General features: G+C 38.7%; 21 protein-coding genes. 20 read left to right on the top strand and 1 reads right to left on the bottom strand.

The features are described from left to right. The first annotated feature begins 28 nt into the window (after nt 1–28). The 15 genes from rseP (at nt 29) to HFP47_RS02135 (ending at nt 21,251) form a co-directional block, all read left to right on the top strand. The gene (rseP, locus tag HFP47_RS02065) at nt 29–1,282 is read left to right on the top strand and encodes an RIP metalloprotease RseP (protein WP_011679485.1); all 1,254 of its coding nucleotides are present in this window, start codon (nt 29–31) and stop codon (nt 1,280–1,282) included. Between the two features lie 50 nt (nt 1,283–1,332). Then, complete coding sequence (locus HFP47_RS02070; protein WP_011679486.1) at nt 1,333–3,051, top strand: proline--tRNA ligase; 1,719 nt, start codon at nt 1,333–1,335, stop codon at nt 3,049–3,051. Between the two features lie 55 nt (nt 3,052–3,106). Next, nucleotides 3,107–7,420, top strand: a complete 4,314-nt coding sequence (locus HFP47_RS02075; protein ID WP_179875959.1) for a PolC-type DNA polymerase III — start codon at nt 3,107–3,109, stop codon at nt 7,418–7,420. A gap of 73 nt (nt 7,421–7,493) precedes the next feature. Then, a complete protein-coding gene (locus HFP47_RS02080) occupies nt 7,494–7,901 on the top strand; it encodes a phosphate-starvation-inducible protein PsiE (protein WP_011679488.1) in 408 nt (135 codons plus the stop codon). 129 nt (nt 7,902–8,030) lie between these two features. After that, a complete protein-coding gene (gene rbsK / locus HFP47_RS02085; RefSeq protein ID WP_025267907.1) occupies nt 8,031–8,942 on the top strand; it encodes a ribokinase in 912 nt (303 codons plus the stop codon). Continuing rightward, nucleotides 8,942–10,354 carry an RsmF rRNA methyltransferase first C-terminal domain-containing protein gene (locus tag HFP47_RS02090; RefSeq protein WP_042252883.1) on the top strand — a complete coding sequence of 471 codons (1,413 nt, stop codon included), beginning with the start codon at nt 8,942–8,944 and terminating at the stop codon, nt 10,352–10,354. The genes rbsK and HFP47_RS02090 overlap by 1 nt, the downstream gene beginning before the upstream one ends. 157 nt (nt 10,355–10,511) lie before the next feature. Next, nucleotides 10,512–11,627, top strand: coding sequence for a BMP family protein (locus tag HFP47_RS02095; RefSeq protein WP_014324482.1), 1,116 nt, complete (start codon nt 10,512–10,514; stop codon nt 11,625–11,627). Nucleotides 11,628–11,777: 150 nt separating this feature from the next. Next, the gene (locus tag HFP47_RS02100; RefSeq protein ID WP_010289985.1) at nt 11,778–12,122 is read left to right on the top strand and encodes a DUF1831 domain-containing protein; all 345 of its coding nucleotides are present in this window, start codon (nt 11,778–11,780) and stop codon (nt 12,120–12,122) included. Between the two features lie 44 nt (nt 12,123–12,166). Then, on the top strand, nt 12,167–12,820 hold the full coding sequence (locus HFP47_RS02105; protein WP_042252885.1) for a histidine phosphatase family protein: 654 nt from the start codon (nt 12,167–12,169) through the stop codon (nt 12,818–12,820). After that, a complete protein-coding gene (locus tag HFP47_RS02110) occupies nt 12,820–15,207 on the top strand; it encodes an ATP-dependent RecD-like DNA helicase (protein ID WP_048592880.1) in 2,388 nt (795 codons plus the stop codon). Before HFP47_RS02105 ends, HFP47_RS02110 begins: the two co-directional genes overlap by 1 nt. A 49-nt stretch (nt 15,208–15,256) precedes the next feature. Next, nucleotides 15,257–16,228 carry a ribose-phosphate pyrophosphokinase gene (locus HFP47_RS02115; protein WP_011679493.1) on the top strand — a complete coding sequence of 324 codons (972 nt, stop codon included), beginning with the start codon at nt 15,257–15,259 and terminating at the stop codon, nt 16,226–16,228. Next, the gene (locus tag HFP47_RS02120; protein WP_042252889.1) at nt 16,225–17,115 is read left to right on the top strand and encodes an SGNH/GDSL hydrolase family protein; all 891 of its coding nucleotides are present in this window, start codon (nt 16,225–16,227) and stop codon (nt 17,113–17,115) included. The genes HFP47_RS02115 and HFP47_RS02120 overlap by 4 nt, the downstream gene beginning before the upstream one ends. 1 nt (nt 17,116) lies before the next feature. Continuing rightward, nucleotides 17,117–18,109: an aldo/keto reductase gene (locus tag HFP47_RS02125; protein ID WP_115231016.1), complete on the top strand. Its 993-nt coding sequence runs from the start codon at nt 17,117–17,119 to the stop codon at nt 18,107–18,109. A 220-nt stretch (nt 18,110–18,329) separates the two neighbouring features. Then, complete coding sequence (gene purD / locus HFP47_RS02130; RefSeq protein ID WP_179875960.1) at nt 18,330–19,574, top strand: phosphoribosylamine--glycine ligase; 1,245 nt, start codon at nt 18,330–18,332, stop codon at nt 19,572–19,574. 12 nt (nt 19,575–19,586) lie between these two features. After that, complete coding sequence (locus HFP47_RS02135) at nt 19,587–21,251, top strand: formate--tetrahydrofolate ligase (protein WP_042252895.1); 1,665 nt, start codon at nt 19,587–19,589, stop codon at nt 21,249–21,251. Between the two features lie 31 nt (nt 21,252–21,282). Here HFP47_RS02135 and HFP47_RS02140 read toward each other — a convergent pair whose 3' ends face one another. Next, complete coding sequence (locus HFP47_RS02140) at nt 21,283–22,158, bottom strand: cation diffusion facilitator family transporter (RefSeq protein WP_011679498.1); 876 nt, start codon at nt 22,156–22,158, stop codon at nt 21,283–21,285. A 175-nt stretch (nt 22,159–22,333) separates the two neighbouring features. Between HFP47_RS02140 and HFP47_RS02145 the strand changes: the two genes are divergently transcribed. The 5 genes from HFP47_RS02145 (at nt 22,334) to ytpR (ending at nt 24,904) form a co-directional block, all read left to right on the top strand. Continuing rightward, on the top strand, nt 22,334–22,558 hold the full coding sequence (locus tag HFP47_RS02145; RefSeq protein ID WP_004164295.1) for a cold-shock protein: 225 nt from the start codon (nt 22,334–22,336) through the stop codon (nt 22,556–22,558). Next, nucleotides 22,558–23,112 (top strand): NUDIX hydrolase, encoded by a 555-nt coding sequence (locus tag HFP47_RS02150; protein WP_014324489.1) that lies wholly within the window; start codon nt 22,558–22,560, stop codon nt 23,110–23,112. The genes HFP47_RS02145 and HFP47_RS02150 overlap by 1 nt, the downstream gene beginning before the upstream one ends. 3 nt (nt 23,113–23,115) lie before the next feature. Next, the gene (locus HFP47_RS02155) at nt 23,116–23,409 is read left to right on the top strand and encodes a hypothetical protein (protein WP_004164293.1); all 294 of its coding nucleotides are present in this window, start codon (nt 23,116–23,118) and stop codon (nt 23,407–23,409) included. A 17-nt stretch (nt 23,410–23,426) separates the two neighbouring features. Next, on the top strand, nt 23,427–24,101 hold the full coding sequence (locus HFP47_RS02160) for a 5'-methylthioadenosine/adenosylhomocysteine nucleosidase (protein ID WP_179875961.1): 675 nt from the start codon (nt 23,427–23,429) through the stop codon (nt 24,099–24,101). Nucleotides 24,102–24,247: 146 nt separating this feature from the next. Next, complete coding sequence (ytpR, locus tag HFP47_RS02165) at nt 24,248–24,904, top strand: YtpR family tRNA-binding protein (protein WP_004164291.1); 657 nt, start codon at nt 24,248–24,250, stop codon at nt 24,902–24,904. Nucleotides 24,905–25,096 lie beyond the last annotated feature (192 nt).

Consider the following 25,096-nt stretch of genomic DNA (forward strand, 5'->3'; position numbering starts at 1 on the left):
TTCTTCAAATCAGGTAGGTGCTAAATTTATGAATGTTACATCAATTATTGCTTTTATATTTGTGTTTGGCGTGCTCGTTACAGTGCATGAATTTGGACATTTTTTTGTCGCGAAAAAATCTGGTGTATTAGTTCGTGAATTTGCAATTGGAATGGGACCAAAACTGCTCAGTTGGAATCGAAATCATACAGCCTATACTATTCGCATACTACCTGTAGGTGGGTATGTTCGTATGGCTGGCATGGATGAAGAACCCGATCTGGATGCAGGTCAACGATTACGTTTGACTTTTAATGAACAGGGAAAAGTCACAAAAATAGATACACAAATAGATGAGGCTGGGATCGGTGTGCCTTTCCAAGTTGATTCGTTCGATTTAAGTGACGCTTTGACCCTGACGGGATATTCAGACAATGCCACAGACATGACGACTGTACATGTTGATCATGATGCAACGATTATTGAGGAAAATGGTGTTGAGGTTCAGGTTGCGCCACGAGATGTATGGCTACAAAGCGCCAAAGTATGGAAACGTGCGTTAATTAATATTGCTGGTCCAGTTATGAACTTTATATTAGCCCTGGTTATTTTTTCAGGAGTAGGGTTTGCCATCGCTAGTGTGGGTTTAAATGAACCTATTATTGGCACCGTTCAAAAAAATATGCCGGCTGATCAAGCTGGTCTAAAAGCTGGTGACGAAATCACACAAATTGATAGGGTCAAAACGACTACTTGGGACCAAGTTGCCAATGCTATTGGTAACTCTAAGGAAAGTCAGCTGAACATCACAGTGTTACGCAATGGTCACAAAAAGCAGGTTGAAGTGAGACCAAAAACTGTTAAAATAAATGGTGTGCAGACTAAACAAGTTGGTATCATCGAAAAAACACACACTGATACCATTTCACGTCTAAAGTATGGTTTAATAAATACAGGTGCGACAATTAGCCAAATATGGCATGCATTAAGCCATCTATTTACTGGTGGCTTTAGCTTAGATAAGCTTGGTGGCCCTGTGTCTATTGCTAAAACAACTTCATCCGTAGCAAAAACAGGATTCTTAAACATATTAATATTTATGGCTATGCTATCACTTAATTTGGGTATTATGAATCTAATTCCAATTCCAGCATTGGATGGTGGTAAACTCATTTTGAATTTGTTGGAGGGTATATTACGTCGACCTTTGCCACAGTCATTTGAAAACGCTGTAACTATCGTTGGCGCTGTATTTATGATTATTTTAATGATTGCCGTCACTATAAACGATATTTTAAGATAAAAACTGGTGCTATCGGCACCGTACATAACAACAAAACATAAGGGGAATTCATGAAACAGTCGAAATTATTAATGCCAACATTGCGGGATATTCCAGCAGAGGCTGAAGTAAAAAGCCATCAACTTTTGCTAAAAGCAGGGTATATTCGCCCAATTGCAGCGGGAATGTTTTCATATTTACCATTAGCAAAACGAGTTTTAAATAAAATTGAAACAATTATTCGTGAAGAGATGGATAAGATTGATGCCAACGAAATGTTGGTACCCGAAGTCTTGCCAGCCGAGCTATGGCAACGCTCTGGTCGTTATGAAACATACGGACCAGCTTTATATAAGTTTAAAAATCGTCAAGATCGCGATTTTATTTTGGGTCCTACGCACGAAGAAACTTTTACGCAATTAATTGCTGATGAAATTAAGTCATACAAGAAATTACCATTGACTGTTTATCAAATTCAGGCAAAGTTCCGTGATGAAAACCGACCACGTTTCGGTCTATTACGTACTCGTGAATTTATTATGAAAGATGCTTACTCATTTAGTGCTGATCAAGAAGGCTTGGATGAGGCATTTCATAATATGGAAGAAGCCTACACCAATATCTTTGATCGACTAGGGCTCGAGTATCGTGCAATAGTTGGCGATGCTGGTGCTATGGGTGGATCAGATTCTAAAGAATTTTCGGCACCTGCTGCAGCTGGTGAAGATACGATTGCTTATTCTGATGCAACAGATTATGCGGCTAATCTTGAAATGGCTAAGGACTTTTACGAACGTCGATCTGCAACAGCTGAACAGTTGGCGCTTGAAAAGATTTCAACCCCTAACGAAAAGACAATTGATGATGTTGCCACACTTTTGGATAAGCCAAAGAATGAATTAGTTAAGACGATTATGTTCGTTGCAGATGACGAACTAGTTGCTGTTGTGACAACTGGCGATTTTGAAGTCAACGAAGTTAAGGTTCAGAATTATTTACATGCTGATTCGTTGGTTATGGCTGAAGAAGCGGATGTTCGTAAAGCGGTTGGTGCTGGATTTGGTTCATTGGGACCAGTTGGATTACCAGAAGAAGTTAAGCTTTTAGTTGATGAGAGAGCAGCTGATCTAGCTAATTTTGCCGCTGGTGCTAATGAAGATGGGATGCATTATGTCAATATTAACTGGAATCGTGATGTTGACTTACTCGCAGAAAATGTTAGTGATTTCCGTACAGTACGCGAGGGTGATTTAGCCATAGATGGTAAGGGTAAATTACAGTTTACTTCAGGTATTGAAATTGGTCATATTTTTAAACTTGGTACGCGATACTCGAAAACCTTAGGCGCACAAGTTCTGGATAATAACGGACGCCAAACCGATGTTATCATGGGATCGTATGGTATCGGTGTGTCACGTTTATTGAGTGCTATTGCCGAACAAAAGGCTGATGAAGATGGCTTAGTTTGGCCTGCTAGCGTAGCACCATTTGACATTCATATTGTTCCAATTAACATGAAGGATGAAGACCAAGCTCGTGTGGCTGAACAGTTAGAAACATTGTTGGTAGCGCAAGGCATGGAAGTATTAGTTGACGACCGTAAAGAACGAGCTGGCGTTAAGTTTGCTGATGCGGACTTGATTGGCCTACCAATTCGTATTACAGTCGGTAAAAAGGCTGACGAAGATGTCGTAGAAGTCAAAGTTCGAGCAAGTAACACAAACATTGAGATGCGAGTTAGCGAAGTCGTGGATTCTGTCTCAGTACTGCTAAATGCGTCAGAAAAATAAGTATATTTAAAATTGCCGATATTTTATCGGCTTTTTTACTCAAGTAGAGGATAAAATGAAGTTAACGCAACAAGAACAATTACAGCACTTACTTACGCATATTCAACTGCCAGAAGAAATTCATCATTATTTTGATGACGGTTGTTTGTCTCAAGTTGATGTTTCAGTTAGTCAAAAAATGTGGCTTTTTCATGTCGAAATTGAACAGATACTGCCGGTAAATGTATACATGCAATTTCAGCAGTATTTACGAACTGCGTTCACTAATATAGCAGTCGTTCAACTTCAGATCACCACGCCAGTACAGCAAGTTGACGAAGAAGTCGTCAACTCTTATTGGCATCTAGCGCTACAAGAATCAAGTCTTAACCATGCGACAACGCAACAACTTGCTAGCAACACAATACTAAAGACAATTGAAACGAACCACTTTGGTGTTGCAGTCGGCGCATCAATTTTGTATCGCGCACTGACTGCTGAGGTTATCGATTCAATTGCGACAGTTTATCATTCTTTTGGATTACCAAAAATTAAGTTGACTCCAAAATTGGATGAACAACTTGAGCAAGAAATTCAAGAAAATGTGGCACAACATCATGCTAGAGCGCGTGAAGATTTGCAGAAAGCCATTGTTGCCAATGAACAATCAAAGCCTAAAGTTTCTAGCGAAGGTGTTGCGTTAGCTTTAGGGCGTAAGATACCTGCTGATGCTGAAATTACACGTTTAGATAGTATAGATGGTGAAGAAAATCGTGTCGTTATAGAAGGATATATTTTTGCGGAAGAAATAAGAGAGCTACGTTCTGGACGGAAACTACTAACACTCAAATTGACAGATTATTCAAGCTCGATTTCTGCTAAGAAATTTTCAAACAATGAGAATGACGAAGCTGTTTTTGACGGTTTAAAGTCCGGTTTGTGGGTGCGATTAAGTGGAAATATTCAAGAGGATCAATATGCACGTGAATTGGTGATGAACATATATGATTTGCAGGTTGTAGATCATGCTAATCGACAAGAAGTTTATCAAGGTGAAGAAAAACATATTGAATTGCATGCACACACTAATATGTCAGCGATGGATGCAGTTACTGATTTTTCAGGCGTTGCGAAATTAGCAAAAAGCTGGGGGCAAACTGCCTTGGCTGTTACTGATACTGGTAATGTTCAGGGATTCCCTGAGGCATCAGCTGCTGGTGCAAAAAATGGTTTGAAAATGATTTATGGCATGGAAGCTAACTTGGTTGAGGATGGTGAGCCTATTGGCTTTAATTTAGATCAAACCGAGTTATTGAATAAAGACACTATTTTTGTAGCTTTTGATCTTGAAACAACTGGTTTATCGGCAGTGACAGATCGTATTATTGAGTTATCAGCGGTTAAAATGCAGTTGGGTAACGTAATTGAGAAGTTCTCAGAGTACATTAATCCTGGATTCCCACTTTCTGAGTTCACCACCAAGTTAACTTCTATTACCGATGCTATGGTTGCCAATTCAGATACCGAAGAAAATATTATTAAACGTTTTCGTGAATGGTCTGGAAATGCCGTCTTGGTTGGGCATAATGTTACATTTGATGTTGGCTTTATGAATGCTGCCTATACGCGCTATGATCAACCCATTATCACGAATGCTATTATTGATACGTTACCATTTACACGCTGGTTATACCCTGATTATAAGTCTTATAGATTAGGCACAATCGCCAAGCGTTTCAATATTAATTTGGAACAAGCGCATCGCGCTATTTTTGATGCAGAAACCACTGGACATATCGCTTGGCGATTAATTAAGGAAGCACACGAACGTTATAATTTAAACCGACATAATGAGTTGAATGATCGCATGACTGAAGGAGACGCTTGGAAGCACGGGCGTCCCGTGCATGCCACTTTGCTAGTTCAAAATGCAACAGGTTTGAAAAATTTATACAAATTAGTGTCTCGATCTAACATTGAGTTTTTTGCTCGGGTACCGCGTATTCCGCGTTCTATATTAGAACAGTATCGCGAGGGACTACTTGTAGGAACGGGTGATACCAGCGGTGATGTGATTATTTCTTTGATTGAAAAGGGTATTCAGGAAGCAGAGAAAAAAGCAGCGTATTACGACTTTATCGAAATACAACCAACGGCAAATTATCAACCGATGATTGAGTCAGGGTTAATTGCAACGGAAGAAAAGTTGCAGAGTATTTTGAAAGATATGGTGGCTATTGGGGATAAACTTAAAAAGCCCGTTGTAGTTACTGAAGATGTAAAGTATACAAACCCAGAAGACAAAATATATCGCAATATTTTAATCGCTACACAGCCCGGTAATCCACAAAATCGCACAGCTTTACCAGATTTGAATTTCAAGACAACTCAGGAATTACTTGACGATTATGCTTTTATGGGCGCTGATTTAGCAAAAAAGTTGGTCATTGATAATACACATTTAGTTGCTAATATGCTTGAAGATATTGAACCTTTGAAAAGCGGATCTTATCCACCAAATATTCCTGGCGCTGGTGATGAATTAACTGAGAGAACTTATCGAACAGCTAAACAATGGTATGGTGAGCCAATACCCAAAGAAATACAGGCCCGTATTGATCAAGAACTGAAAGCGATTATTGGAAACGGTTTTGCGCCACACTATATCATTGCGCAAAGATTAGTTGCTAAGTCAGTTAAGGACGGCTATTTAGTCGGTTCACGTGGATCAGTTGGCTCCTCTTTTGTAGCTACAATGTCTGGAATCACAGAAGTAAATCCATTACCGCCTCACTATCGTTCTGCACATGGAGACTACTTTGAATTGGTTGATCCGAAAGAATATGAATCTGGTTATGATTTGCCTGAAAAAGAAGACCCAAATCATCCAGGTGAATTTTTAATTGGGGATGGACAAAACATTCCTTTTGAAACTTTCATGGGCTTCACAGGAAATAAAGTGCCTGATATTGATTTGAATTTTTCTGGTGATTATCAACCAATTGCTCATAATTATATGAAAGTTTTGTTTGGCGAACATAATGTATACCGCGCTGGAACCATTGCGACCGTTGCTGAAAAAACAGCTTTCGGCTATGTTAAAGCTTATGAGCGCGAACATGACCAACATTACCGTGGTGCTGAAATAGAGCGTTTAGCGCAGGGGATGACGGGTGTGAAACGTACTACTGGACAACATCCGGGTGGTATTTTAATTGTGCCCCGTGAATATGAGGTCTACGATTTTACTCCGATTCAGTATCCTGCGGATGATCAAAAGTCCCTTTGGCAAACTACGCACATGGATTATCATTCAATCCACGATAATTTGCTCAAGATGGATATATTGGGTCACGATGATCCCACGATGGTGCGTACATTAAAAGATATGTCTGGTATTGATCCACAGTCAATACCTGCAAATGACCCAGGCGTATTAAGCTTATTTACCTCAACTGAAGCTTTGGGTGTTACGCCAGAACAGATTTTTTCCAATACTGGCACACTAGGATTACCAGAGTTTGGTACAAACTTTGTGCGAGGAATGTTGACAGAAACACAGCCACACACATATTCAGAATTATTACAAATTTCTGGTCTATCGCACGGAACAGACGTTTGGGTAGGCAATGCTAATGAATTAATTGAAAATGGAACAGCCACCATTGGAACAGTAATTGGAACACGTGATAAAATTATGACTGATTTGATTAATTGGGGTGTTCCTGCAGCAGATGCTTTTAATATTATGGAAAAGGTCCGTAAAGGAAAAGGAATAACAGAAGAATATCAGAAACAACTACGTGAAGAAAAAATCCCAGAGTGGTATATCCAATCAATGCTTAAAATCAAGTATATGTTCCCACGGGCGCATGCTGCTGCCTATGTGTTAATGGCATTGAGGATCGCGTACTTTAAGGTTTATTTTCCAACAATCTATTATGCAACTTACTTTTCTGTACGTGCTGATGCATTTGATATCGTAGCAATGAGTCGGGGTAAAGATGCCACTAAAGCTGCTATTCAGAAGTTGAAGTCACTTGGAAATGATGCAACAGTTGGGGATAAAAACTTATTGACTGTTTTAGAAATGGCCAATGAAGCCTTGGAGCGTAACATTACTTTCGCTATGGTTGATTTAAACAAGTCTGAGGCGCTTGAGTGGGTGATTGATGGGGACACCTTAATTCCACCTTTCGTTTCTTTGCCAGGCTTGGGTGATAACGTTGCTAAGCAAATTGTAGCTGCACGGACCGAAAAACCATTTATCAGCAAAGAAGATTTAAAGAAACGTGGTAAGGTTTCACAAACAATTATTGAGTTTATGACATTGCATTCTGTTTTAGATGGATTACCAGATGAAAATCAGTTAAGCTTGTTCGATTTTTAATTATTATGTTAAACTTTTAATACAGATATGCAGTTGTTGTTCATCTATCTGTTCGTATTAAAGGGAGAAAAAAATGAAACATGAATGGCATCAAAAAGTTGCTGGATATTATGAATATGTCTTGAACATTATGATGATTTTGATTGGTATCGTAATATTTGGATTTTTAATACGTGAAATCTGGAATTTAGCACAGATGCTATCGATCAAGAATATCTCAGGACATTTCACTGAATTAGCTGAACAAATCTTAATTGTATTTTTGTTTTTTGAATTTTTGGGGATAGGCAGAGAGTATTTTGTCAAAGATGCTCATATTTCTACTGATAATTTCTTGTATATTGGTGTGACAGCGATAGTTCGTGCTATGCTGGTATATCACGATCAAACTTATAAGACCTTAATGCTGGCAGCTGCAATATTTTTATTGATTTCAGCGCAAGCTATTTATCGCTATTTCCGGCCTAAATACAGATCTTAAAAACTAATTATTAGTTTAATAATTAGTTTTTTATTTTGTGCCTATAAAATAATATGAATCATCTATGCTATTAAACAACCATTTCATGGTATGATAATAAAAGAAATTTTATCAAAATTGGACGGGAACATGACTAAAAACATTGTCGTACTCGGCAGCTTGAATGTCGATAATATTATGAAAATGCCACGTATGCCACTGGTTGGTGAAACGATGGCACTTACTGAAGTAACAACAGCACCAGGTGGTAAAGGGGCTAATCAGGCAGTTGCCGCATCACGACAAGGAGCAAATGTTTCATTTATTGGTGCTGTTGGGAATGATGCAAATGGACAGTTTATGAGAGCAACATTACTCACCAATGGTGTCAATGTGGACGCAGTGTCAACAAATAGTGATGTGCCAACTGGATCAGCATACATTATGTTGCAAGAGAGTGGTGCAAACACAATATTGATTCATGGTGGGGCAAACCAAGCCTTAACGATTGAGGACATAAATAAAGCGTTAATTGCGCAAGCTGATGTGCTAATCGCACAATTTGAAGTGCCGTTCGAAGTTATTTTGGCGGCATTTAAAATTGCTAAAAAAAATAATGTGCAAACAATCCTAAATCCAGCTCCGGCTGTGTATGAACTTACTCCAGAATTAATGGCTGTCACTGATATTGTGCTGCCCAATGAAACAGAAGCGCAATTACTGACGGGCATCAATGTTATTAATGACGAGGGTGTTTTAAACCGAGTTAGCGATGCCCTACAAGCGAAGGGAGTCCAACGGAGTATTATCACATTAGGAGAAGCGGGATCATTTATCGCTGATGGTCAAAAAAGATGGTGGGTACAACCTGAAAAGGTAGACGCACAAGATACTACCGCGGCAGGTGACACTTTTATTGGTACATTAGCCAGCGTCATAGCACCTGATTTTAGTAATTTAGATGATGCTGTGCAGCGGGCCAACATTGCTAGCGCAATCGCTGTAACACGTCCAGGTGCTATTCCTTCAATTCCTACAGATAAAGAGGTTGATAACTATTGATGTTGCCTGAAGACTTTAAAAATAAATACAATCGGATCCTCGGCGATGAGTATGAAGATTTTTTATTGAGTTTTGACGAACCGGTTCAAAAAGCGTATCGTGTGAATCCGTTAAAGCCACATCCTGTCATCAGTGATACAGAAGATCATGGTAATCTTCCTTATGGTAAATGGGGACATTTTGGAGCTGTTAACGGGCATTCAGTAGATCACGTTACTGGTGTGGTTTACTCCCAAGAACCGTCAGCGCAATTTGTGGGTGAGGTTGTTCGGCCAAATCCTGGCGAACGCGTTTTAGATTTAGCCGCTGCGCCAGGTGGGAAATCAACCCATCTAGCAGCATTCATGGGACAAAAAGGGCTATTATGGTCTAACGAAATATTTTTAAACCGCGCTAAAATTTTGAGTGAAAACATTGAGCGTATGGGTATTAAAAATGCGATTGTCAGTTCACATACACCAGCTGAGCTGAGTTCAAAATTACCTGGTTTTTTTGATAAAATTTTATTAGACGCCCCTTGTTCTGGTGAGGGGATGTTTCGTAAAGATCCTGGTGCGATAGCCTATTGGCACGAACATTATCCAGCAGAGAACGCCACGAGGCAGCGTGAAATCCTCACAGAAGCTGTTAAAATGCTTCGTCCGGGAGGGCAGATAGTTTACTCGACTTGTACATTTGCTCCAGAAGAGGATGAGCAAATAATCAATTGGCTCATGGCGGCGTATCCTGAATTTAGTTTGGTTTCGATTGAAAAGCCGGATGGCGCTAATCTTAGTGATGCACGTCCTGAATGGATAGACGAAGCTTTTGTCAATGGAACAACTGAGCACAGTGCGACGATGACAAAAGATGTGGTGAAAAAAGCTGCAAGATTGTGGCCACATAAGCTGGAAGGGGAAGGACATTTTGTGGCGAAGCTTGTTAAGGCTAATGGTGATTACGATGATGTATCTGTTGTCAAACCGCTTAAGAACAAACCATTAGATAAACAACAACGTGAAATCTTATCTAATTTTTTTGAGGAAGCACTGATTACATTTGATCAAAAAGCGAATGAATATGTTTTGTTTGGTGACCACTTGTATATGGCACCAATTGGGACACCAGATATTTCAAGTATGAAAATATTACGTCTTGGCCTTGAATTAGGTCTATTTAAGAAAAAAAGGTTCGAGCCAGCACATGCGTTAGCTCTGGCTTTAAACCCTGTTGAAGTTAAACAGTCGTATGAAATGAATCCTGAGGAGTGGGCACAGTTTGTCCACGGAGATGTCATTCAGACAAGGCTGGACCTAGACAAAGGTTGGGTATTAATGACTGCTAATGGCAACGGTGCTGGATGGGGACGCTACGTTAACGGACAAATTAAGAACTTTTTTCCAAAAGGATTGCGATTTGTTGTTAAAAAATAAAGTGTGTTGGGGACATTTTTTTAAAAAAAACAAGGACTGAAAATGGCCTTGTTTTTTCTTCGCGGTCACGTAAAATGTATTAATGTTAGTATCTGAGAAATTGCTACACTAAACAAGATTATTTATTTGAAAACAAGGTGAAATGGGAGAAATTATCATGAATAGGTCAACAAAAATTTTTACTGGTTTAGCAGCTGCTGCTGTGATTGCAGGTGGCATTTATGCAGCTACCAGTCACAACTCATCTAGCTCAAAAAATGCAAATAAAAGTGCTACTTTAGGATTGGTCTTGGATGTTGGTGGTGTTGATGATCATTCCTTTAATCAATCAGCATGGGAAGGCGCAAAATCTTATGCCAAGGAAAACAATTTAAAGGCTGGACAAAATGCAGCAGTTACATATTTTAATACAAAAAGTCAGTCAGATTTAAATCAGAATTTTAATTTGGCTACAAAAAGTAAAAAATATGACATTGTCTACGGTATTGGTTACTCGTTAAACCAATCAATCAGCAAATCAGCAAAACTTAATCCAAAACAGAAGTTTGTGCTAGTTGATGATATTGTCAAAAACCGTAAGAATGTAGCAAGTGTGATGTTCCGTTCGGAGCAATCTTCTTACTTAGCTGGTGTAGCTGCAGCAACCAAAGCAAAAGAAAATGGTGAAAAAACAGTAGGCTTTATTGGTGGTATCCATGGAAACATCATTGACGCTTTTGATGCAGGATTTGAAGCGGGCGTGAAAGCAACGGATTCATCATTGACGGTTCAAAAACAATATGCAGATTCTTTCTCTGATTCTGCCAAGGGAAAGACTATTGCGGCTGCTATGTATGCTTCTGGTATTCGCACAATCTTTGCGGCCGCAGGATTTGTCGGTAATGGCGCATTTGCTGAAGCTAAGGCTGAAAATACAAAGTTAGATGCAGACTCAAAAGATCGTTTGTACATTATTGGTGTTGACCGTGATCAAAAATCTGACGGATCATATACATCAAAGGATGGGAAAAAGGTCACATCGACGATGGCCTCTTCAATTACTTCAGTTGGCGATGGTGTGAAAAACATTGCTGATAAATATAATAAAGACAAGAAGTTCCCTGGTGGTAAAACAATCGCTTATGGCTTGGACGATCATGGTGTTTATTTAACAAAGTCTGAATTGACTAAGTCTCAAAAGGCCGCAGTTAAAAAGGCAGAAAAGTCAATTATCAATGGTAAAATTACAGTACCAAATCATCCTAAGGGTTCACAATTTAACCAAAACTTTTAAATACTAGAAGCTATTCATTTGAATAGCTTTTTTTGTACTTAGCTGTTGCTATTTGGTACTATATTCGTTCAAGAAGTTTATTGGTAGCAAAGCATTTGAACGAAATACTTGTTATAATATTAATTAGACAAATCAGGGAGAAAATAAGACATGGCTTTTGACAAAACTGTAACGATACCTGGCGATAAAACATATAAACTTAGTAATAATATTAAAAAATATACGCTTGGAGATCTTGGCTTTATTACAAATAAAGCTGGTGTACATATATTACACCGTGCTTTAGAACCAGAAAAAGCGCTCGATAATGCTATTCAATTGAAAGTCTCAATCAATCAAGAACTGACTGGATTTAAAATGAGTACAGTTTCTGCTGGAGATGTTGTCCGAGTTGATATTTTCAAAAACAATAATGCTGCTGAGTTGGTGAAACTCTATTATTTTTTCGTGAATGAGTTAATTGAACGAGGCGTTCTGGAAGAAATAAATGAATAAATTTCTTTTGAAGTGGTTAATGCAGGAGGCCTAAGTAATTAATTATGACAAAATTTTATTTTGTACGACATGGACAAACTGAATGGAATCTTGAGCGCCGTTTTCAAGGTGGGCATGGTGATTCTGAATTGTTACCTTCGAGTTACAATGATATGAAAAAAGTGGGCAAGTTCTTGAGTAAAATCAAGTTTGAACACATTTATGCTTCGCCAATACGTAGGGCACGTATTACTGCGATTAACATCGCTAAACAACTAAAATATAAGCCTGCTTTATCTTTACGGTCAAATCTAGCTGAAGTTGGCTTGGGCGAATGGGAAGGTGAACTAGTTGCTAATGTAAAAGAACAGTATGCATCAAGCTTTGACAACTACCGCAATGATTTAGATAAATTTGAAGGTAAAGAATTTGGTGGCGAGGGATATACAAAAGCTGAAGCTCGGTTTGTTCGTTTTATTAAAGCAACCGCTAATAATTTCCCAGAAAGCAATATTTTAATTGTTTCTCATGGTATGGAACTGTCTTTTGGAATAAATGGCTTACTAAAGCAACCCCGTATGAGCATTCGTGAGCGGGGTGGTTTGACTAATACATCAACGACTATTTTATCAACTACTGATGGTGAGAATTTTGTGATAAAGGACTGGAATAATACCAGTTATCTGAATAAGAAACAGGATGATTCGACAACAATTTGATGGCATACCCGGAAAAACAATTAGATAAAATAACTGGCACGTTACAAAACGTTATTTTTTCATCGACAGAATCCTATTTTAAAATTTTGTCGGTACATATTGAAGAATCAACTTTAGAAGATTGGCAAGAGCCAGAAATGATTGCCACTGGAACATTTGCTGACGTCCAAGAAGGAAGTGTATACGGATTTTATGGCCAATTGGTTCGACATCCAAAGTACGGACAGCAATTTAAAGTCGATCATTACGAAAATGAACTGCCTCCCGATGAAAACGGGTTGATTAAGTATTTTGCTAGTGGCCAATTTACTGGAATTGGTAAAAAAACGGCTGAAAAAATTGTTAATCATTTGGGATTGAATGCTGTCAATCTAATTCTAGATGACGCAAAAATTCTTGACGGTATTGTAAAAGCAGAAACAGCTCGAAAACTGGCGCGTACGTTGCGACTTAACTTAGGTCTAGAACGCTTGTTCCAAATTGGCAATCAATTTGGTATTGGTGCGGACATTGCCGGACGTTTATATGATCAATACGGTAACGAGGCACAAGACATTTTAACGCAAGATCCTTACCGTTTAGTATTTGAATTTGATGGCATTAGTTTTAAAAAAGCCGATGATATTGGTCATAAGGTTGGTGTAGATAAATTCGATGAACGGCGTATGCAAGCCGCTGTTTACGCAACAATTATGAATGTGACGTTTCAATATGGTCATATGTTTTTATCACACGATCAACTATTATTGTCAGTCGAGCAAATGTTGCATCAAAACAATACCGAAATGTCGAATCAAATTCAAAAGGCCATCCAGAGCTTAATTGAAAGCAATATTTTGATTAACGATGATGGCCGTTATTATGCGAAAAGGTTGTACATTGCTGAAAAAGAAACGGCTATTAACTTAAAACGATTATTAAATACAAGTTCTCCATTGAATATAACAGCAAATGATATTGATGAATCATTTGTGACGCCTGGACAAATGACGCTCGATCAGACACAAGTTGAGGCGGTTAAAACTGGGTTGAAATCACAAATTTTCTTGTTAACAGGTGGACCAGGAACTGGAAAAACGACAATTATCCGCACAATGGTCGCCACTTGGAAGAAAATGATTCAAAATCGTGCAAAGTTTGCAGACAATACTAAAGATTTTCTCAAAAATTATCAGGTCAGAATGGCTTCACCAACAGGACGTGCAGCAAAGCGGATGACTGAGGTAACGGGTTATGATGCTTCGACAATCCATCGGCTACTGGGTATTGCTGATTTGGATGAGCCAGAGTTTAATGCGGATAATCCTATCGCAGGCGGTCTACTAATAATAGATGAAGCGTCGATGCTAGATATTGAATTAACTTCAAAATTGCTAGCAGCGGTTCCAAATGGGATGAAGGTAATTATCGTCGGAGATAGCGATCAACTACCGTCGGTTGGACCAGGCAATGTATTAGAGGATTTAGTGAGTAGCGGAGATATCACTCATATTGAATTAGAAGTTATCTATCGACAAGGCCGTGGGAGCAGTATTACTGAACTTGCAACGCATATTAAAAACGGTGAGTTACCAACAGATTTCTTAGAGAATCAACCAGATCGTTCGAGTTTTATGGTAAATTCAGAGCAAGCTTCGCAAGCAATTGAACAAGTGGTTGCATTGGCGATTAAAAAAGGTTACACGCAAGACGATTTACAAATATTAACCCCAATGTACAAAACATCTGCCGGTGTAATTGCCTTAAATCAAATGGCTCAAAAATTGTTCAATCCGCTTAAATCAAATCAAAAAAGTTTGCAGTTTGGAATGACAATTTTCCGAAATGGTGATAAGGTCTTACAGCTAGAAAATGACAGCGAGCGAGATGTTTATAACGGAGATATGGGCAAAATAATTGCTGTCCAGTACAAGTCTGACATTGGCAATGATGATAATGAAGATCGCCTCATCATTGATTTTGATGGTAAAGAATTGGCTTATCCAAAAAAAAATTTGAATCAACTGTCATTAGCGTACGCTACGACCGTCCATAAAGCACAAGGTAACGAGTTTCAATTGGTTATCATGGTTTTGACAAATCATTTTGGTTTAATGCTTAATCGAAATTTATTGTATACAGGAATTACCAGAGCCAAAGAGGCTTTGATTCTTGTGGGAGAATACACCGCATTTGAACGTGCTTCACGCACACTGGTGCCGAAAAGATTCACATTCCTGCAACAAAGGTTGAGTCACAGCAAAACTGAAGTTAATGAGCACGATAGTTCAGATGAATCGGAAACTATCCCTGAAAAAACACCTCATTTGACAACAACAATGGTTATTAGTAGTGCGGTTAATCCGATGATCGGAATGGAAAATATTACCCCATATGATTTCATGTAATCGTTTTCATATAGTATATAGTATAATATAATAATGAATGGAGAACTTTATGACACCAGCATATGAGCTATTTAACCTTGGCAGTAATGATGAACTGGCAGGTGAAATATCAACAATTTTAGGTGTACCATTAGCCCCAATTGATATCAAAACATTTGCTGATAATGAAATATATGAGCGAATTGAAAATACTGTTCGTGGTCGGAATGTGTATGTCATTCAAGGAATTACGGCGCCGGTGAATGATAATTTCATGAAATTGATGATTTTTATTGATGCAGCACGTCGTGCTTCTGCCAATTCAATCAACGTCATTATTCCCTATTTCGGTTATGCACGTTCAGACCGAAAAGCCCGTTCTCGAGAACCTATTTCAGCACGTATGATTGCCAATATGTTGGAGTCGCAGGGCGTAAAACGGGTCATGACGATGGATTTACATGCGGATCAGGTTCAAGGATTCTTTGATATTCCTGTAGATCATTTGCTAGCCATGCCGGCTTTGGGGCATTACTTTTATGCTAATGATTTGTTAGGGGATGATTTAGTTGTTGTTGCGCCGGATCATTCTAGTGTTGCTCGTGCACGCAAGTTTGCCAAACTTTTACATGCAGATTGGGCACTAGTTGACCGACGTGTTGATAGTGTACGCCCAAATACACCATATCAAATTACTGGTAATGTGGCTGGTAAACGTGCTATTTTAATTGATGATATCATTGATACAGGAACAAGTATGGTACTTGCCAGTGAAGCAGCTGCTAATGCAGGTGCGATTGAAATTTATGCTGTTGCTACGCACGCTGTGTTGTCAGATAACGCGGTTGATCATCTTGAAAAAGCACCAATTGATCATGTTGTTGTAGCAAATACTGTTGAAATAGCCGAACATAAAAACATGAGTAAGCTGAAAGTATTGTCTGTGGCCGAATCATTTGCTGAAGCAATCAGACGCATCAATGTGTTTGAAAGTATTGAGGATGTGCTGAAAAGCCCAGACAATTTGGACGTAATGTTATGAAAATAGTGGATCTAGAATCTTTTTTATCTCCTGAATGGGGAAAAACAAGTAATGGATTTGTTACAACTCAATTTGGCGCAGCGTTGGAATTTATGGTTCAAGGTGCGCAAGAAGTCACTTTAAAGTTTGCAAAAAAATACGAGGGTCTATCGCTGGTATTGTCTCTTAACGGAGAAAATTGGCATGAAATTAACGTTGAAAATAATGTACTCAAATTATCAGTAACTGACGGACACTATATTTTGTTGGTACGGTCTATTGCTGGTAATCAAATGACGCTATGGACTAATCCAATCACATTAGTTTCGGGCCAAATTGATTCTGGAGAGCTAGCCCCAATTGCAACCGATGTAAATTACATTACATTTATTGGTGATTCCATTACTGCTGGTGAAGAAATGATTGAACATGAGCCGCATCCAGAGCTCAGCTATCCTGAATTGATTGCTGAAATGCTCCATAAGCCACTAGCTCGGATTGGCTATGGTGGTTCAGGTTTAACGCCAAGTGCTCCTTTTCAGGAACCAACTGCTGTCGAGGCATTGTGGCACGTTGCTCCGAATGTTGAGCGCCCTAGGGCATCTTCTGATTTAGTAATTGTCAATTATGGCACAAACGACTATAATTATGGTGCAACGGTGCAAGATTTTTGTTTTGGGTTACGGGTGTACTTGCTTGAGCTAATTAAACGTTTCCATGATGCCAAGATAGTGCTCCTAGTGCCTTTCAACGGTGCGTTTAAAAAAGTTTTTGAGCAAGAGATAAAACGCTTCGATTGTTTTGTTTTATTGGATACTACGCCGTGGAAAATTTCGCCACAACAAGTGCATCCGAATATTTTGGAGCACGAGCGCGTGGCAAAACTACTTTTAGGAGGATTGATTTAAAATGGTATATGCAGCGGATGAACAACGTTACGAAAAGTTACCTTATCGCCGAGTTAGTGATTCTGGTCTTATTTTACCGGCAGTTTCGTTTGGATTGTGGCGTAATTTAGGTGATCAAATGCCACTTGAAAATTCTAGAAATGTGATTTTAAAAGCGTTTGATAGTGGTATCTTTAGTTTTGATAACGCATCAAATTATGGGCCAAGCAATGGCACAGCCGAAGTGACATTTGGAAATGTTTATCGTAATGATTTAAAACCTTATCGTGATGAATTGGTGATTACGACGAAAGCCGGTTATCATATGTGGCCTGGACCATTAGGCGAATTTTCTGGCAAGAAAACATTAGTTGCCGCGCTGGATTTGAGCTTACAACGTATGGGACTAGATTATGTTGATATCTTTTATGCACACCGTTGGGATCCAAACACACGTTTAGAGGAAACTGCTCGTGCGTTAGACTTGATTGTAAAACAGGGTAAGGCGCTTTATGTTGGTGTTTCGAACTACACTGCCGAGCAAACAAAAGCAATCACTAAAATATTCGATGAACTTGGTACACCATTTATTGGTAACCAAGTATCTTATAACATGTTGAACCGCACAGCTGAAAAGGATGGTCTTTTGGATGTCTTGGATCAAAAGCATGCGGGTCTTGTAGCCTATGGACCACTTGCTGAAGGCTTATTGACTGATCGTTATCTGAAAGAAATTCCTGCTGATTATCCAATCCATCCAACAAACCAATTCTTATTTAAGAACGGTAAGGATGCCTTAATTGCCAAGCTAAATGCTTTAAATGCAATTGCGCAAGGCCGTGGACAAAAATTGTCACAAATGGCGCTAGCTTGGTTATTAAAGGATGAACGCGTTGCAACAGTCGTCATTGGTGCAAGTAAGGTTGAACATTTAGTTGACAACTTAAAGTTTTCCGATAATTTAGATTTCTCTGCGGCTGAACTTAAAGAGATCCAAGCTATTTTAGACAAATAAATACTGAATATATCAGGAATCAGTTTTTTACTGGTTCTTTTTTGTTGTCCAAAAAGAAACCGTTTACAATCCAAACGTTCGACAAATTTTGTCAAATCGTGAAAATACCTATTAAAAAACGAACTATATATTTATTTATTATAAAAATATAATTTAAAAACATACAAAATTGTCAATATAATTGTTAAACTATAGTTATTAACAAACAAAGAGGCCAGTCATGACAAAAGTTTTGATTATCGGTTCTGGTGCACGTGAGCATGCGCTAGCACAGACATTTTTAAAAAGTCCACAAGTAGATGAAGTCATTGTTACACCCGGAAATGATGGGATGACAGATGACCATTTACGACGAGTTGAGATTCCAGTGACTAATTTAATTGAACTAAGGGATTTCGCAAACCAAGAACACGTTGATCTAACGTTTGTTGGCAATGAAGAGCCGTTGACACTAGGTATCGTTGACGTATTCACAGAAGCCTCCTTAAAAATATTTGGTCCAACAAAAAAAGCAGCTCAACTTGAAGGTTCTAAATCATTTACGAAGAACATTCTTCAAAAGTACAATATTCCAACTGCGCAATCAATGACCGTAACTTCTTTTAATGAAGCGAATCAAGCTATTGCAAAATTTGGTTTTCCAATTGTTTTTAAGCTAGATGGATTGGCTTTGGGCAAAGGGGTCACTATTATTGAAAATGCCGCTGATGCTCAAGTTTATTTGGAAAAGTTATACACGCAAAATGTTGATGTCAAATTGGTTATTGAGGAATATCTGAAAGGAGTCGAGTTTTCTGTATTTACATTAGTGGGTCAAAACGGTGCAATGACTCATGCGCCTTTAGCACAAGACCATAAACGTCGTTTTGATGGTGATGAAGGACCTAACACCGGTGGAATGGGGGCTTATAGCCCAGTGAAATGGATTTCAGATCAAATTCGTCAGGAAACTATTGAAACTTTAGTTAATCCAACAGTGAAAGCAATGGTTGAAGAGCACGCGTCATTTACTGGTGTCTTATATACAGGCGTCATGTTAACTGAAGAAGGTCCTAAAGTCATTGAATTCAATGTACGTTTTGGTGACCCTGAGGCACAAGTAGTATTACCTCAATTTGAGGGTGATTTTTATCAATTAATTTTGCAGCTATTGTCAGGTGAAAAACCAGCGTCACATTGGCAAAAGGAAGAAGTGTATGTTGGGGTTGTTCTAGCAGCGAAGGGTTATCCTGAACGTCCTCAAAAAGGAGCAATCGTTCCTCAAATCCCATTAGTGACTAATTATGCTGGCGTCAAATTGGCGAACACGGTGTTGCATGCAAATGGCGGGCGTGTAGCCACTGTTATTGCTCATGACAAAAATGTGAAATTGGCACAAGAAAAAGTTTATAATGTATTAGATAAGACACCGATGGATTTACAATATCGTCACGATATTGCTTATCAAGCTGTTCAAAAATTATAAAGGGAAACAAACATGCAAACAGATATTGAAATTGCCCAATCCGTTGAAATAAAACCAATTACCGAAATTGCTACTGCTGCAGGGCTGCAGGCTAATGAAATTGAACCCTATGGATACGATAAAGCAAAAATTAATTTGGATCCATCTATCGTGCGTAAGCAAGAATTGGGTAAGTTGATTTTGGTTACGTCAATTAATCCAACTCCCGCCGGCGAAGGAAAATCAACAGTAACGGTTGGTTTGGCTGATGCGCTAAATTTGGCCGATAAAAAAACGATGATTGCGCTACGTGAACCCTCCTTGGGGCCTGTGATGGGACTTAAAGGTGGCGCAACTGGTGGTGGCTTTGCGCAAGTCGTTCCAATGGCTGATATTAATTTACATTTTACTGGAGACTTCCATGCACTAACATCAGCTCATGATACACTTGCTGCATTACTAGATAATAGTATTCACCAAGGAAATCCATTAAATATTGATCCACGTCGTATTTTGTGGAAACGCGTAGTAGATATTAATGATCGTGAATTGCGTCATGTCACTGTCGGCTTAGGTGGACCAACTTCAGGTGTTCCGCGTGAAGATGGATTTGACATTACTGTAGCTTCTGAATTGATGGCTATTTTAACACTCTCAACTGATTTAATGGATATGAAAGAGCGTATCAAGCGTATTGTTGTTGGTTATACCTACAGCAAAGAACCAGTGACTGTTGCTGATTTAGGTGTTGCTGGCGCCTTAACTGTTTTGTTGAAGGACGCTATCAAACCCAATCTTGTCCAAACACTGGCACACACACCGGCAATTATTCACGGTGGTCCATTTGCTAACATCGCTCAAGGAACTAACTCTATTTTGGCAACCAAAACAGCTCTGAAATTAGCAGACTATGTTGTAACGGAGGCGGGATTTGGTGCAGACTTGGGTGGCGAGAAGTTTCTAGATGTTAAGGTGCCGTTGCTTGGTAAAACGCCAGATACAATTGTTATTGTCGCTACCGTACGTGCTTTGAAACACCATGGTGGCGTTGCATTATCAAATTTGAATAATGAAGATGTCACTGCGCTCAGGAACGGCTTAGAAAATTTAGGTCAACACCTGACAGCGATGAATCGTTATGGCGTACCAGTGTTGGTAGCCATTAATCGCTTCACCTCGGATACGGAAGCAGAGTTACAGGTTATTAAAGACTACGTCCAACAATTTGGCGCAACAGCTTATACAACAGAAGTTTGGGCAAAAGGCGGTGCAGGGGCACAAGAGTTGGCTGCAGCTGTCATTAAAAAATCAGCTCAAGAAGCAGATTTTACACCACTATATCAAGCTGACGATTCAGCTATTGATAAACTAAATACTATCGTGCAAACAATATACGGTGGGACGGGTGTTGAATTATCAACTAAGGCGCAAAAACAATTACAAGATTTTGAAAAATATGGTTGGGACAAGTTACCAATTATTATGGCAAAAACGCAGTATTCATTTACAGATGATGCTAAAAAACTTGGGGCACCTAAAGATTTCAAAATTTATATCCGTGAATTCGTACCAAAACTTGGCGCTGGATTTTTAGTTGCATTAACGGGAAACATCATGACAATGCCTGGATTACCAAAACATCCAGCGGCATTGGATATTGATATTGATGAGAATGGTACAATTACTGGTTTGTTTTAGACTAAAAAATGGCCTTTTGGCCATTTTTTTATTACTTATTTTCTGGCTCGACATGGATTTCAACGTCAAAAATTTGGTACGCTTCAAATAATTTTTTTTCAATAAGTTTTGTGATGGCATGACTTTCTGCCACAGTCAGTTGTGGGTTCATTGTTACGACAATATCCAGGGCAATGTTTTCACTATAAGATCGACCTCTTATCTCTTTTACAGCGATGACACCAGGAATTCTGTTAACTGTCAAACGATACTGATCCAGTGTATGCTGATCAAAACCATCTGAAAGCATAAACACACTGTTTTTAAAAATATCAACTGCCATGTTAAGGATTAATAGAGAAATAATGATTGCTACAGTAGCATCAAGCCATGAAAAATGAAATGAGGATGCGAGGATTGCCAACGTGGTGGCTATACTAGTAAAAATATCACTGAGGTTGTCCTTAGCAGCTGCAAGCAAAGCTGTGCTATGTACGTTTTTGGCCAACTTCTGGTTGTGAAAGTACAAAAAGCTAAGTAGGATGGCTGAAATAATGCCAACAATTGCGCTGAGGGGGCTAGGTGTGACTATTTGACCACTCAGGATATTTCTAAAAGCACTAAATAGAACTTGTAACGCAACGATTAACATAATTATTGAAGTAATCATGCTGGCGATGTTTTCTGATTTCCAGTGACCGTATTGGTGGTTTTTATCAGGTGGTCGGCGCGAAAAATGAAGCCCAATCAGCACCGTTAGTGACGCTAAAATGTCAGTTGAATTATTGAATCCATCAGCGATTAAGGCTTCCGAATGACCAATATTTCCAACTAGCAATTTCATAATAGTGATCAGACTATAGGCAGTAAGGCTGATAATAGCGCCACCTTCAGCGGCTTTAAGTTGTTCATAGCGTTTATTGAGCATTTTGGTACCTGCATATCAATGATAGATACATGTGCAAGAGTTCACTTTTATTATACAATGAAATATAGTTGTTCCACCAAATTTGACTTTCATTTTTGGTGGAGAATAAGTTCCTTTTAACGTTGTGCTTGAACCGTTTTAAACTAACAATATAAAGGTGTGTTATACTATATTTATGAAAACAGGAACAGTAAAAATTTGGCAAAAAGAACGTGGATATGGATACATTACGCCCGATGAAGGTGGAGATGATGTCTTTGTTCATTTTAATGGTATTGATATGGATGGCTTTAAGTCATTGATTCAAGGCGAAAAAGTAGCGTACGTACTGGTACAAGGGTATAAGTCTTATCAAGCAGCCCAGGTTCGTCCACTTTCGGTTGAGGCAGCAGACGTTTAATGGTGGCATATCGTGAGACAGTAACATCGTCTAAGATAATTTATGAGGGGCCAATATTTAGCGTTGAAACGCAAGATGTTGATCTCTATAATGGAAAAAAAGCTAAAAGAGATATTGTTCGGCACGTGCCTGCAATTGGCGTTTTAGCTTTTGTTGATGATGAACATATTATTTTAGAGAAACAATGGCGTGCCACAATTGGCGATTTTATTTTGGAAATTCCCGCTGGAAAATTGGATCAACGTGATTTTGACGAACCTCACCATGCAGTTGAGCGTGAACTAAATGAAGAATTACGTATGGCAGCGGGTTCTATTGAAAAAGCGTTAGGTTTTGTTGAAACAGTTGGTTTTTCTGATGCTTATATGCATTTATATGTTGCGAGAAATTTGACACCCATTGAACAAGATCAACAATTACCACGCGATTTAGGGGAGACAATGGATTTAGTAACCATGTCTTTTAGTGAAGTGAAATCGTTGTTTGATTCAGGAAAATTAATTGATCAAAAAACTGTCACAGCCTTTTTGTATTGGAATTACTTGCGGGGTTAATTTATGGATAAAATGTCACGTAAAGCAGCCAAAAAAGAGCAAAAGGCGCGTGAAAAAGAACGTATCAAAGTTGAAAAAGACTACGCTAGAAAACATCCAACTCAAGTTGAAATTGTCCAGCCAGAAACTCGAGAAGAGATGCGGTTAACACGTAAAGGACGTTATGAATTAGGGTCAGATGGTAAGTTAACAGCGAAAGGCAAATCAAAACGCTTAACGCATCGTTACAATGTAATTATTATTGTTTTGATTTTATTAATTATTGCAACGTACGCTGCCTTTTTTTTAATTAACTAGTAAATTTGGAGAAAAAAATGAAAATAGGAATTATCACGCCAATGGCGGAGGAAAAGATTGCATTGTCTGCAATTCTTGAAAATACAGAAACAAGACAGCACGGCAGCACAACGATTACTTCAGGAACTTATAAAAATCATGAAGTAATGCTCACTGAGTCTGGTATTGGTAAAGTGGCTGCAGGTTCTGCTGCTACAGTGATGATTGATAATTTTAATCCTGATTTGATTGTTAACACTGGTTCTGCTGGTGCATTAGACCCCGATTTAAAAATAGGGGATGAAGTTATTGGCACACGTATTGCGTATTCAGATGTTGATGTGACAGCATTCGGATATGCTTATGGTCAATTGCCAAACAAGCCCTTATATTACGAAGCTAATCCAGCAGTGGTTGCTGATTTTAAGAATTTGACAGCGGGCAAAGAAGGCTTAATTGTTTCTGGTGATCAATTTGTTCAAGATGATGGTAAAAAGAAAATTTTGTCCCATTTTCCAGAGGCATTAGTTGCTGAGATGGAAGCAGCAGCAGTAGCACAAGTTGCTACACAGTTTGGAACCCCATTTATTGTATTACGTGGTGTTTCCGATTTAGCTAATGGAGAATCTAATATTGTCTTTGATGATTTCGTAGTTGAAGCTGGTAAGGCTTCAGCCCAGTTATTAATCAACTATATGGATCAAAAGAAATAAGCCGACAGGCTTTTTTTTTGTACTGTGAAGTCAGTGCAGTGCTAGATATAGCTGATTTCTGTGGTAGTTGGTATAGAGGTTAGTGTGCAAGCAAGTTAAGAATAATGTAAAATAGAAAATATATTAAATTTAAGGAATATAATAAAATGATTACTTCATATAACCAAAAATCTTGTGGGGACATACTTGTTGTTACACTTGCTCCTAACGCGGAAAAACAAATTGTGACTACTGTCGGAAACGTGACACGAATAAGTAATGCTGAAACAGGTCAGGCCACTGGGTTTAACATTGCTAATGTAGGTGCCGAATTAGGGATTATTGGAGAAAATGGTCAAATATTTTTAAACGAAGAGCAAATAAATATTCTTAACGCCAACATCAAATCAGCTGGATTTGATGAAATTATGAAGGTTTCACCTTCAAAACTTGTTATTGGTTTCGTTGAAAACCTTTCGAATCATCCAGATTCAGATCATTTACATATCACACAAACAAAAGTTAGTGACCAAAAAAGCCTTCAAATTGTCTCTGGATCGCCAAATATGAAAACAGGGATTAAAGTTGTGGTAGCTCAGCCTGGAACTATGATGCCCTCAGGCGCCTTGATATGGGATGGTGCATTACGCGGTGTGCCATCTTCAGGGATGATTGTTTCTGGACGAGAGTTACATTTACCGGGCGCTCCTGAAAAACCAGGTGCCTTGGTTTTACCAAATGATTTTGGTGAAATTGGCGATGTGTTTGACTTCGAAAAAGGTGCAACGCTCTATACAGATGGATTAGTTGATACAAATTATTAAGACAGGGGAAGTACAGCTCGTGTTGATCAATTGATTAATGCAGCTGAAAGTGTTGATAAGATGGTAGATAAAATTAGAAACGCACCTCATGTTTATCGAATATTCAATGATGAAAGTACAAAGTATCGGAAATTGGTGTTTGAGTTGCGAAAAGGTGAGTTACAGTATTTCACGTTTGTGATGGAGATCGTA

This window comes from Leuconostoc sp. DB-1 (assembly GCF_013414845.1).
Taxonomy (GTDB): Bacteria; Bacillota; Bacilli; order Lactobacillales; family Lactobacillaceae; genus Leuconostoc; species Leuconostoc mesenteroides.